Origin of the sequence: Nocardioides sp. LHD-245 (genome assembly GCF_030929495.1) — a bacterium.
Taxonomy (GTDB): Bacteria; Actinomycetota; Actinomycetes; order Propionibacteriales; family Nocardioidaceae; genus Nocardioides.
On the sequence record NZ_JAVFWN010000018.1, the window covers coordinates 52576 to 64486 of the forward strand.

Here is an 11911-nt window from a genome sequence, read left to right on the forward strand (position 1 = left end):
GGATGACTGGCACGAAGCGTCGAGAGCAGGAGTTCCGCATGACAGCCGTGTCCCCCGTCCGCACCCTCCGATCCCCGCATGGCAGCGGGCTCTCCACCCTCGGGTGGGAGCAGGAGGCGGTCTACCGGATGCTCCACAACAACCTCGACCCCGACGTCGCGGAGAACCCCGCCGACCTCGTCGTGTACGGCGGCTCGGGCAAGGCCGCCCGCGACTGGACGTCGTTCGACGCGATCGCGCGACGGCTCACCACCCTGCGCTCCGACCAGACCCTGCTCGTGCAGTCGGGCAAGCCGGTCGGCGTCCTGGACACCACCCCCGAGGCGCCGCGGGTGCTGATCGCCAACGGCAACCTGGTCGGCGACTGGGCCAACTGGGACGAGTTCCGCCGGCTCGACGAGCTCGGGCTGATCATGTTCGGCCAGATGACCGCCGGCTCCTGGCTCTACATCGGCAGCCAGGGCATCGTGCAGGGCACCTACGAGACGTTCTCTGCCGTCGCCCGGCAGCGCTTCGGCGGCGACCTCGCCGGCACGATCACCGTCACCGCAGGACTCGGCGGCATGGGCGGCGCCCAACCGCTCGCCGTGACCATGAACGGTGGCGTCGCGATCTGCCTCGACGTCGACCCGGCCAAGGTCGCCCGCCGGGTCGAGCTGGGCTACCTCGACACCGTCGCCGACAGTCCGGAGGCCGCGCTGCGGATGGCCGAGGAGGCCGCCGCGGCCCGGCGTCCGCTGTCGATCGGAGTCTGTGCCAACGCAGCCGAGGTGCTGCCGGCGTACCTGCGCAGCGGGGCGCCGATCGACATCGTCACCGACCAGACCTCGGCCCACGAGCCGCTCACCTACCTGCCGGCCGGCGAGGACCTCGACGGCTGGGCCGAGAAGGTACGCCGCGACCCGGCCGGCTGCCATACGCAGGCGCTGGCCTCGATGGCCGCGCACGTCGAGGCGATGCTCGGCTTCAAGCGCGGCGGCGCGGTGGTCTTCGACTACGGCAACTCGCTGCGCGCGTTCGCCGCGCAGGGCGGCTGCTCCGACGCCTTCGAGATCCCCGGGTTCGTGCAGGAGTACGTCCGCCCGCTCTTCAGCGAGGGCCGCGGCCCGTTCCGCTGGGTCGCCCTGTCCGGCGACCGGGCCGACATCGCCCGCACCGACCGGGCGGTCGCCGAGCTCTTCCCCGACGACGACGGCCTGCAGCGCTGGCTGCGCCTGGCCGGCGACCGGGTGCCGCAGCAGGGCCTGCCGGCCCGGATCTGCTGGCTCGGCCACGGACAGCGCGACCAGGCGGCGCTCGCCTTCAACGACCTCGTACGACGGGGCGAGGTCGCCGCGCCCATCGTGGTCGGCCGCGACCACTTCGACGGCGGATCGGTCGCCTCGCCGTACCGGGAGACGGAGGGGATGCTCGACGGCTCCGACGCGATCGCCGACTGGCCGCTCCTCAACGCCCTGGTCAACGTCGCCTCCGGCGCCTCGTGGGTCTCGATCCACCACGGCGGCGGCGTCGGCATGGGCAAGTCGATCCACTCCGGCCAGGTCTGCGTGGCCGACGGCACCGACCGGGCCGCCGCCCGCCTGGCCCGGGTGTTCCGCAACGACTCCGCGACGGCCGTGCTGCGCCACGCCGACGCGGGCTACCCGATCGCCCGGGAGTGCGCCGAGCGCACCGGGCTCGAGATCCCGATGGGAGACGCCCGATGAGCGCGCGTGCCGTGGAGGTGTTCGCGCTGAGCTTCGTGCCGGCCACCGAGTTCCCCGACCTCGCCGTCCACTACGAGAAGTCCGGCTGGCACGGCCTCCTCGCCGCCGACAGCCAGAACCTCACCGGTGACCCGTTCGCCGCGATCTCGGTCGCGGCGACCCGCACCGAGCGGATCCGGCTGGGCACCGGCGTCACCAACCCGGTCACCCGGCACGTCGCCGCGCTCGCGTCCGCGGCCGCGACGGCGCACGCCTTCTCCGGCGGGCGGATGGTGCTCGGCATCGGCCGCGGGGACTCCTCGCTGTCCCACATCGGCCGGGGACCTGCGCCGGTGCGCGACTTCGAGCAGGTGCTGACCCGGCTCCGCGGCTACCTCAACGAGGGCCGCACGCAGATCGACGACTTCGAGAGCCGGATGGACTGGGTCGCCGAGACCGGCCTGCCGCCCGTCCCGATCGAGGTCGCGGCGTCCGGGCCGCGGGTGATCAAGCTCGGCGCGTGCCTCGCCGACCGGCTCGTGCTCACCGTCGGCGTCGAGCCGGAGCCGATCGCGCAGGGCCTCGAGACGGCCCGCAAGGCCCGCGCCGACGCGGGTCTCGACCCCGACGGCATCCGGTACGGCGCGTACCTCAACGTCGCCACCCACCGCGACCTCGACGTCGCCAACCAGCTCGTCTCGGGCAGCCTCAGCGTCCTCGCCAGGTTCGCGGATCGCGACCAGCGCTCGAAGCTCCACGGCGACTACCGGATCGACACCCATGCGAACCTCCGCACGACGCCGAGCGAGGAGGACCGGATCCTGCGGGAGCGGTTCGCCATCGTCGGCGACCCCGACCACTGCGTCGCGCGGATCCAGCCCCTCATCGACCTCGGGCTGGACTTCGTGATCGTGGCCGGTCATTCTCGCGACGCACGCCGGCAGGACCTGCTGGACAGCGCCGCGCTCCTGGGCGCGGAGGTCATCCCCGCGCTCCGACCCGCAGCGCACCCCTTCACCAGTGAGGTCCAACCGTCATGACCACAGCACCCGTCCCGTCCGCCGGGCTGCGCCGCACGGCGCCGCGCTCGTCCTGGCGCTCCGTCGTCGCTGCCGGCCTCGGCAACGTCATGGAGTGGTACGACGTCATCATCTACGCCTACATGGCGCCGGTGCTGGCCGTCCTCTTCTTCCCCAAGTCCGACCAGACCGCCGGCCTGATCAGCACGTACGCCGGGCTGCTCATCAGCTACCTCATCCGCCCCGTGGGGGCGATGGTGATCGGCAACCTGGCCGACAAGCACGGGCGCAAGGCCGCCCTCACCCTGACCATCGGACTGATGACGATCGGCGTCGCGATCATCGCCGTCACGCCGACGTACGCGACCATCGGTGTGGCCGCCCCGGCGATCCTCATGGTGTCGCGGCTGATCCAGGGGTTCTCCGCGGGCGGCGAGTTCGGCGCCGCGACGACGTTCATGGCCGAGAGCGCGCAGGTCGGGCGCCGGTTCCTGGCGAGCTGGCAGGCCGCCACGCAGGGCATGGCGATGATCCTCGCCGGCGTCTCCGGCTGGCTGCTGTTCACGACCGTCGACACCGAGACGCTGCACTCGTGGGCGTGGCGGCTCCCGTTCGTGTTCGGCATCCTGATCGGCCCGATCGGCCTGTGGATCCGCAACCGGATCCCCGACACCGAGGAGTTCCGCGCGACCGAGCCGATCGCGAACCCGCTGCGCACCACGTTGCGCGACCACTGGGGACGCGTGCTCGTCGGCACCCTCTGCGTCGGCATGGCGGGCATGGGCGTCTACCTGATCACCTTCCTCGCCGCCTACGCCCTGCGGCTCGACCTCGCGCAGTGGTCCGGGTACGCCGCCGCGGCGACCGCGGGCACCGTGATCGCCGTGCTGGCGCCCTGCTTCGGCCGGCTCGCCGACCGGATCGGCGCCGTACCTATCCTGCTGACCGCGGCCGTCGTCGGCTTCGTCAGCATCTACCCGCTGTTGTCGTTCCTGCTCAGCCACCGCACCACCGGGGCGCTGATCCTGGTCGAGGCGTTCATCGGCGTGATCATCGCCGCCTACTTCGGCACCCTGACCGGGCTGCTGGTCGAGCTGTTCGACACCGAGGTCCGCACCACCGGCATCGCGCTGTCCTACAACGTCGGCATGATCTTCATGGGCAGTCTCGGGCCGCTGCTGCTGACCGCGTGGAGCGACGTGACGCTGCGCGCGCCGGCGTACTACTTCATGATGATCGCGCCGCTGTCGGTCATCGGCGTGGTGCTCGCGCGCAAGCTCTACCGGCAGCCCTGAGCGGCCGATCGCGTCAGTGCCGCACTCGCTCGCTGAGCCGCGCCGCGGCCTGGACGACGAGTGCGGCCAGTGCGGGCAGCGTGTCGAGGTGCTCCTCGGGGAAGGTCAGCGTGAACGAGCCGAGCGGCAGGCCGTTGTCGTCGACCGCGGCAGCCGAGACCGAGGCCAGGTCGGGCATGATCCAGCCCTGCTCGAAGGCGTAGCCGTCGCGTCGTACGGTCGTCAGGGCGCGGCGCAGCTCGGTCGGCGACTGCGGCCCGAGGCCGCGGCGGGTGAAGAACGCCTCCTTCGACGGGAACAGCGCCCGCACCTGCGGCACCGGGAGCCGGGCGAGCAGGGCGAGACCGCTGGCGGTGAGGTGGGCGGGCAGCCGCACGCCCACCTCGCTGATCAGCACCGGGCGTCCCGGCGCCCGCTCCTCGATCAGGTAGACGACGTCGCTGCCGTGCAGGATCGTGAAGTGCCCGTTGTGGCCGGCCTCGTCGACCAGGCGGTTGATGATCGGCTGGGCGATCCGGCGCAGCGGCGCCTGGCGCTGGTACGCCGACCCGAGCTCGTGCGCCGCGATGCCCAGTCCGTAGCGCCGCCGCTCGGCGTGGTGGCGCACGTAGCCGTGCTCGACGAGCACGTCGAGCAGGTAGTAGGTCGTCGACCGGGCCAGTCCCAGCTCGCGCGCGATGTGGCTGGCCGACACCGGCTCGACGCTCCCCGAGATCACCCGCAGCACGTCGAGGGCCTGGGCCGCCGCGGGTGCTCGTCGCTCCATGGTCGCCATCCTTCCAGTCCGTGCGGGTCTTCTCGACGGCGGGAAAATCGACCACGCCCGGAGCATCGGCGTCCTACCCTTGGCCGCGTGCCAGATCGTGGGGATACCGTGCCGCTGCGTCTGCTGGGTCCCCTCGAGGTGTTCGACCAGCGCGGCGCACCGGTCGACATCGGCTCACCGCGGCACCGTGAGACGCTCGCGGCCCTCGCCGTCGACGCCGGTCGGGTCGTGTCCACCGACACTCTGCTGGACCGCGTCTGGGGCGAGAGCGCGCGCGGCGGCACCCTGGCCAACCTGCAGGCCGTCATCTCCCGGCTGCGCTCGCGGCTGCGTGGGGCCGGCGTCCCTGCCGACATCGCTACCGCGCCGCCGGGCTACCGCCTAGACCTCCCTCCCGGCGCACTCGACACGGACCGGCTGGCCGCCGGCATCGAGGCGGCCCGCGTCGCCCTCGCCGCCGCGGACCCGCTCTCCGCGCAGGAACACCTGGACGACGCCCTGGACTGGTGGCGCGGCGAACCGTTGGCCGACATCTCCCAGCCCTTCGCGCGGACCGAGGCCCTGCGGCTCGACGGTCTGCGCCTCACGGGCGAGGAGCTGGCGGCCGGAGTCGACATCGCCCTCGGCGATGCCGGGGCGGCGGTCGCCCGACTGACCGGGCTCGCGCGACAGCATCCCCTGCGCGAGTCCGTCCGTGGACAGTTGATGCGGGCGCTCTACCTCGCGGGCCGCCAGGCCGACGCTCTCGCGGAGTACGCCGCGCTCCGGGGCCAGCTCGTCGAGGAGCTCGGGGTCGACCCGGGGCCTGCCGTCCAGCGGCTGTACCAGCAGATCCTGGAGCAGGACCCGGCCCTGCGTCCGGCGACCGTCGACAGGCCAGCGGCCGCGGCGACCCCGGTGCGGACGATCCGGCCCAGTTCGATCCCGCCGACCGACCTGCTCGGGCCGCTGCTCGGCCGCGAGCGCGACGTGACCCACCTGGTCGACGTACTCCGCTCACCGGCGTCGCGGCTGGTCACGATCACCGGTGTGGGCGGCTGCGGCAAGACCCGGCTCGCGTTGGCAGTCGCCGCGGCCGCCGAGCCCTCCTTCATCGACGGCGTCGCCCTGGTGCCGCTCGCTCCCCTGCACGACCCCTCCGCGGTGATCCCCGCGATCGCCCACGCCGTCGGGGTCGCCGAGGGCGGTGACCCGTTCGCCGCCCTGCTCGACCTGCTCCGCGGCGACACCGCCCGACTGCTCCTGCTCGACAATGCCGAGCACCTCCTCGACGCGTGGCCCGAGGTCGCCACCCTGGCCGCCGCGTGCCCCGCGCTGCGGATCCTGGTGACGAGCCGGATCTCGCTGCGGGTGCGCGGCGAGGTGCTGTTCCCGCTCACGCCGCTCGACCTGCCCGCCGCCACCGAGCTGTTCGTGGCCCGCGCGACCGCGACGGGGGCCGCCGGAGCGCTGTCCGCGGACGACCCCGTGGTCGGCCAGCTGTGCCAGCGACTGGCGGGCATCCCGCTCGCCATTGAGCTGGCTGCCGCCCGGATCCGGCTGATGCCACCGGCCGAGATCCTGACCCGGCTCCGCGACGTGATGGCCGCAGAGGGCGCCCGCGACCTGCCCCCGCGACAGCGCACCATGCGCTCGGCGATCGACTGGAGCTTCGCGCTCCTCTCCCCCGGCGAGCAGGCGGCGTTCCCCCGCCTCGCCGTGTTCAGCGGCGGCTTCGGACTCGACGCGGCGGCCGCCGTACTGGCGGACCTGGTGGCGCCGGCCGACGTCCTCGCGCTCCTCGAGTCGCTCGTCGACCAGTCGCTCGTGGTGGTGGTGCCCGGGCCCCGGTTCCGGCTGCTGGAGCCGGTGGCGCAGTACGCCGTGAGCCGGCTCGATCCCGGCTCCGAACGGGTGGCGCGGGACGCCCACCTGCAGCACTTCGGCGCCCTCGTCGCCCACTACGAGCCCTCGCTTCGCGGCGAGGGCACCGCCGACACGCTGGTCCGGATCGAGCAGGAGCACGCCAACCTGGTCGCCGCCGTCGAGTGGTCACTGGTCTCCGGGCAGGCCGACCTCGGCGGCTGGCTGGGCTGGCACCTGTGGCTGTACTGGTGGATCCGCGGGGCGCTGCGGGAGGGCCGCCGGCTGATGCAGGGGGTCCTCGACGCGGAGGTCGACGACCGGGTGCGGGTGCGTGCCGGGTCGGTCGTCGGCGCGCTCGCCTTCGCGCAGGGCGATCTCGACGGGGCCGCGGTCTGGGAGGAGAGCGCCGCCCTGGCCCGGCGGATCGGAGACACCGAGGGACTGCCCTACGCCTACGGTGGCGTCGGGCTGATCGCCCTGGCCCGCGACGACCTCGACCTGGCTGCGTCGGTCATCGGCGAGACCATCGAGCTGTGCGAGGGCGCCGGGCTCGGCGGCGAGTGGCTGTGGACGCTGTCGCACGTCTGGCTCGGCACGGTCGAGCTGCTCCGCGGTGACGCCGACGGCGCCGGCGCGCTGGTCGACCAGGCCCTCGCTGCCGCGCGCCGCCGCAACGACCCGCTCGCCGTCTACATCGCGCTGTTCACCGCGATCCAGGTCTCCATGGCCCAGGGCGCCCCGGACCGGGCTCGCCGCCAGATCGCCGAAGGGGTGCGGCTCAGCCGCGACACCGGCGACCACGCCAACCTGGCCTACCTCCTCGACGCGCTCAGTGTGGTCGAGTCACTCGGTGGCGACCTCGCCCGGGTCGGCGTCCTCCGCGGCGCCGCCAACGAGCTCCGGGCCGGTGCCGGCGGCAACGTCTACGGTTACTACCGCCCCGACGAGGACCTGATCGCCCGCGCCGGTCAGGTCGCCCGCGACGCGCGCGGGGCGGCGTACGACGCCGACGTCGCCGCGGGGCAGGCCTTGAGCGTGGACGAGATGGCGGCGCTGGCGACCAGCTAGCGCGGAGGCCGGTCGATGCACGGGCGGTGGCCGGGCTGCACGGGTCGACTGACTCCACGGGCCGCGGGGTGCGCGCCCGTGGATTCGGCCGTCCGATGGGATGCTCCCTGCGTGCCGCTCGGAGAGGACGTGCCAGCGTCCCCGCGACCGGTGGTTTCGCGGGGTGCGGGGCGGGGTGGCTACTGGTCCGGTGGGTGCGTGGTGTGGAAGGGGTGGGTGCCGCGGTGGTCGACCCGGAACCGGAACCCTGCCGGGCTGGTCCAGACGTAGGTGGCCGGGGCCGGGGCGTCGTAGCGCCAGGTCGAGTGGGTCTTGGCGCGATGGTGGCGTCGACACAGCGGCACCAGGTTGCACGGACAGGTCGGTCCGCCCTCGCTGTGGGGACGGGCGTGGTCGACATCGCACCGCTGCGCGGGTCGGGTGCAGTGCGGGAACCGACAGGTGTGGTCGCGCAGGATCACGGGGGTCTTGTGGCGGTCGGGGATCTCGTAGGACCCAACGGGGACATGGTCGGCCAGGTCGATCACGGGTCGCACGATCACGGTCGTGTGGTGAGTCCGGAGCCACTCTCGGATCTGGATCGAGGTGATGGGGCAGTGGCCCTCGTCCCACCGACCCACCGGGTTCACGAACGGGTTGTCCCCGGTGGCTGTCGATCCGGCCAGGGTGGTGTCGGTGATGTGGACATTGAGCACGACCTTGCGTCCCGGAACCGTGTCCACGACCTCCCCGGTCTCGGGGTCCGGGATCAACAGGTCCAACGCGAGGTCCTGGCGGGCGAGCTCGGCGGCGGCCTTGGACCGCCGCACGTCGAGCGTCGAGTCGTCTCCGAGCCGACCCAGGACCTCGGCACGCCGTCCGACCGCGAGGTCGAGGTCGTGCCCGTCGGCAGCATCCATCAGCCCGTCGAGGTGGACCAGCCCGTGCTCGTCGACAGCCCCGACATCGAAGTGCCGCTGGTCGGCGGCCTTCACGCGCTCTGCTTCCGCCTTCTCCGGGTCGAACCGCAGCATGGCTTCGGCGACGAGTCGTTCGAGTTGGGCCCACCCGACTCCGGAGGCGTCGAAGAGTTGCCGGTCCACGAAACCCGCCGCCTGCGCGTTGAGAGCCCGGGTGAGGTCGGCGATCCGCTCGGCCCGCCACGGCGCCAACCGCCCCGCCACCACCGCCTCATACACCTGAGGCAGCCGCCACGCGCACTCGATCACCCGCCCGACATACGCCTTCCCGCCATCCGGAGACCGACCCAGCACCGCGACGAGCTCCATCAACGCGAACTCGCTGACCAGTGGTGCACCCGGCCCGGCGATCGGGACCCCGGTGTCGAGGTAGCCCTCGGTGATCGTCGCGACCCCTTCCGGCCCGGCGATCACGTGGTCGCTGGCCCAGGCGGTGATGTCCTCCCACTCCTCGACGATCAACGTCTCGCGGGACCGGATCCGCTCGCCGACACGCGACAGCAGCGAGGCTGTCGAACGGGCGTCGGTGGCGAGATCCATGACTGGATTCTCCCACCGACCCACGACACTTCAAAGTGTCGGAAACCCGCCTGTGGACAGGCGAAACTCTGATCCGGGGGTGTGGAGAATCAACGTCACCGACTGCGACACAAGCACCCGAAAGCCCGTCCGCGAACCGCAACCCGACCACCGAACCCGGCCACCTCCCCAACGCTCTCGTCGCTGCTGCTTGAAACGCAACCGACAACGCAGCCGAAGCCCACGGACAGCCCCCAGCACCACCACCGCTCCCTCACCCGGCCGACGGGCCCCCACCTCCACCACCGACACACTCGTCCATGGAACGACTAGAGGCGCCATCACCGTCCTGACCCGCTAGCGGCCCCGACCCCACCGCAAGCGACCCGCAAGGTCACCACAAGCACGGACGGCGACGCTCACTCCATGAGCACCGCACCCACCCCCTGGCTGCCCACCGCCTGGGCCCACCCGACGCGGGTCGCCGTGACCGACGGGCACCACCTGCGCCCGATGGGACCGGCCGACGTCGACCTCGACCTGCCCGCGGTGCGGGCCTCACGGGACCGCCTGTGGGAGATCTACGGTCAGGCCTGGGGCTGGCCGCCCGCGGAGCTGAGCCGGGAGGCCGACGTCGACGACCTCGCCCACCACGCTGCGGAGATCGAGGCGCACGAGTCCTTCCTGTACGGCCTCTTCGACGCCGACGAGTCCGCGCTCCTCGGCTGTGTGTACGTCGACCCGCCGGCCAAGGTCGGCGCGGACGCGGACATCTCCTGGTGGGTGGTGGAGGGCGCCGTGGGCAGTGCCCTCGAGGCGGCCCTGGACGCCTTCGTCCCCGCCTGGATCGCGGCGGGCTGGCCGCTCGAGCGCCCCCGGTACGTCGGGCGCGACCTGACCTGGCAGCAGTGGCTCGCCCTGCCCGACCTCGTGAAGGAGAACTCATGAGCACCCGCACCCTCGCCCGGATCGCCCTCGGCACCGTCGCCGTCGCGCTCGGCCTGGCTCCTGTCGCCGTACCGACGGCGGCGAACGCCGGTCAGGTCGGCGTGACCATCGCCATCACCGGCGCCGGACGCGTCGAGGTCGTCGAGGGATCGATCGAGGACGGCGGCGCACTGGCCTGCGACCGCACCACCAACCTCGATCACCGGGTCACCCTGAGCTGCGGCCGGATCCGCAACGAGGAGCTCTTCGAGGCCTGGGTCTGGCTGCGCCCCTCGTTCTTCGGGGTGCCGGAGGGATGGGAGTTCGTGGAGTGGCAGGGCTGCGACCAGACCCGCGCCAACAACAACGGCACCCGGGACTGTGCCGTCCACTCGGCCATCACGGGCAGCGTCGAGAAGTTCCCGACCGCCGTCTTCCGCGACGTCCAGCTCCCCACGATCTCCGGCATCAGCGCCACGCAGGTCGTCAACGAGCAGGGCCGGTTCAGGTTCGCCTGGTCCGCCGGCGGCGCCGTGCGCAGCCAGTGCAAGCTGGACAGCGGCGGATGGGAGACGTGCACGTCGCCGCGCACCCTGACCCTGCCGGAGGGGTCGCACAGCTTCGCCCTCCGCTCCGAGGACGCGTCGGGCAACCTGAGCCACAGCTGGTCCACCCAGGTGCACTCGGTCGACACCGCGTTCACCGCGACGCCGCCCCGGCTCACGAACAGCCGGAACGCGAACTTCGCCTTCGCCTCGGTGGGCGGCAACGCCTTCGACTGCACCCTCGACGGCTACCAGTTCACCTGCGACAGCGGAGCGGGGTTCTTCTCCGACCTGGCCGACGGCGAGCACACGCTGACGGTCGCGGCCCGCAACGGTGCCTGGGTCGACCCGGTCCCGGTCCGCTGGGACTGGAGGGTCGACGCGACCGCCCCGGAGACGACACTGACCGGCGGTCCCGCCGAAGGCTCGGCGACCACGGACCCGACGGCCGCGTTCACCCTCGACGCCCCAGGAGCGGTCGACTTCTCCTGCACCATCGACGGCGCGCTCACCCCGTGCGCCCGCGGCGTCGTCCGGCTCGACGGGCTCGCCCCCGGCCTCCACGTCTTCACCGCGGCCGGCCGGGACGATGCGGGCAACAGCGACCCGACCCCCGCCACCCGGACCTGGACCGTGACAGCGCGCGACACCACCGTGCCCGACACGACCGCACCGGACACCACCCTGACGGCAGGCCCGGCCGACGGGTCCATCGTCACCTCGCCGGACGCCTCCTTCGAGGTCGGTACGACGGAGGCCGGCGCGGCTCCGACCTGCACGCTCGACGGCGCGGACCTGCCCTGCGCGGGCGGACCGGTCTCCCTCGTGGCCCTCACGCCCGGCACCCACGTGCTCACAGCCACCTCCACCGACGCCGCCGGCAACACCGACACCACCGCCGCGACCCGGACCTGGACCGTCCCCGCGCCGGCCTCCGCGTTGAAGGGACGCAAGGGCTGGAAGCTCAAGCCCGCCACCGGCACCTACGCAGGCGCGGCCCTCACGGCCAGGCGCAAGGGCGCCGTGGCGACGTACGCCATCACCGACGCCCGGCGGCTCGCGCTCGTCGTCAGCCGGGGCAAGGCGCTCGGCAAGGTCAAGGTGTACGTCGGCAAGCGGCTGCTCCGCACCGTGTCCCTCAAGGGCGGCGCCGCCACCCGGCAGCTCGTCGCGGTGTCGACCTTCGACGCCGGCTTCACCGGCACCGTCCGCATCGTCGCCGCATCGGGCAGGACGGTCCGCATCGAGGGGATCGCGGCCCCCACCCGCTGACCTCCGAGCGC

8 protein-coding genes are annotated in these 11911 nt (G+C 72.9%); 6 read left to right on the forward strand and 2 right to left on the reverse strand.

All coding sequences use genetic code 11. From position 1 onward, the window contains the following. The first annotated feature begins 38 nt into the window (after positions 1-38). The 3 genes from hutU to RB608_RS23810 are packed head-to-tail and all read left to right on the forward strand — an operon-like array spanning position 39 to position 3999. Complete coding sequence (hutU, locus tag RB608_RS23800) at positions 39-1706, forward strand: urocanate hydratase (RefSeq protein ID WP_308090561.1); 1668 nt, start codon at positions 39-41, stop codon at positions 1704-1706. Next, a complete protein-coding gene (locus RB608_RS23805) occupies positions 1703-2725 on the forward strand; it encodes an LLM class flavin-dependent oxidoreductase (protein WP_308090562.1) in 1023 nt (340 codons plus the stop codon). Before hutU ends, RB608_RS23805 begins: the two co-directional genes overlap by 4 nt. After that, on the forward strand, positions 2722-3999 hold the full coding sequence (locus RB608_RS23810; RefSeq protein ID WP_308090563.1) for an MFS transporter: 1278 nt from the start codon (positions 2722-2724) through the stop codon (positions 3997-3999). Before RB608_RS23805 ends, RB608_RS23810 begins: the two co-directional genes overlap by 4 nt. Before the next feature lie 13 nt (positions 4000-4012). Here RB608_RS23810 and RB608_RS23815 read toward each other — a convergent pair whose 3' ends face one another. Then, positions 4013-4765 carry an IclR family transcriptional regulator gene (locus tag RB608_RS23815; protein WP_308090564.1) on the reverse strand — a complete coding sequence of 251 codons (753 nt, stop codon included), beginning with the start codon at positions 4763-4765 and terminating at the stop codon, positions 4013-4015. Between the two features lie 87 nt (positions 4766-4852). Between RB608_RS23815 and RB608_RS23820 the strand changes: the two genes are divergently transcribed. Beyond that, a complete protein-coding gene (locus RB608_RS23820; protein ID WP_308090565.1) occupies positions 4853-7678 on the forward strand; it encodes a BTAD domain-containing putative transcriptional regulator in 2826 nt (941 codons plus the stop codon). Between the two features lie 179 nt (positions 7679-7857). On the opposite strand, the gene RB608_RS23825 is transcribed toward RB608_RS23820, so the two are convergent. Continuing rightward, complete coding sequence (locus tag RB608_RS23825; RefSeq protein ID WP_308090566.1) at positions 7858-9177, reverse strand: DUF222 domain-containing protein; 1320 nt, start codon at positions 9175-9177, stop codon at positions 7858-7860. A gap of 405 nt (positions 9178-9582) precedes the next feature. Between RB608_RS23825 and RB608_RS23830 the strand changes: the two genes are divergently transcribed. Together RB608_RS23830 and RB608_RS23835 are read left to right on the forward strand one after the other, a co-directional pair. Then, on the forward strand, positions 9583-10104 hold the full coding sequence (locus RB608_RS23830; RefSeq protein WP_308090567.1) for a hypothetical protein: 522 nt from the start codon (positions 9583-9585) through the stop codon (positions 10102-10104). Beyond that, a complete protein-coding gene (locus RB608_RS23835; RefSeq protein ID WP_308090568.1) occupies positions 10101-11900 on the forward strand; it encodes a hypothetical protein in 1800 nt (599 codons plus the stop codon). The genes RB608_RS23830 and RB608_RS23835 overlap by 4 nt, the downstream gene beginning before the upstream one ends. Positions 11901-11911 lie beyond the last annotated feature (11 nt).

What these genes read in the sequence shown, in the direction of transcription:
- RB608_RS23835 (WP_308090568.1), top strand. Translation starts at nt 10,101, where the DNA reads ATGAGCACCCGCACCCTCGCCCGGATCGCCCTCGGCACCGTCGCCGTC.
- RB608_RS23805 (WP_308090562.1), top strand. Translation starts at nt 1,703, where the DNA reads ATGAGCGCGCGTGCCGTGGAGGTGTTCGCGCTGAGCTTCGTGCCGGCC.
- RB608_RS23810 (WP_308090563.1), top strand. Translation starts at nt 2,722, where the DNA reads ATGACCACAGCACCCGTCCCGTCCGCCGGGCTGCGCCGCACGGCGCCG.
- hutU (WP_308090561.1), top strand. Translation starts at nt 39, where the DNA reads ATGACAGCCGTGTCCCCCGTCCGCACCCTCCGATCCCCGCATGGCAGC.
- RB608_RS23825 (WP_308090566.1), bottom strand. Translation starts at nt 9,177, where the DNA reads ATGGATCTCGCCACCGACGCCCGTTCGACAGCCTCGCTGCTGTCGCGT.
- RB608_RS23830 (WP_308090567.1), top strand. Translation starts at nt 9,583, where the DNA reads ATGAGCACCGCACCCACCCCCTGGCTGCCCACCGCCTGGGCCCACCCG.
- RB608_RS23815 (WP_308090564.1), bottom strand. Translation starts at nt 4,765, where the DNA reads ATGGAGCGACGAGCACCCGCGGCGGCCCAGGCCCTCGACGTGCTGCGG.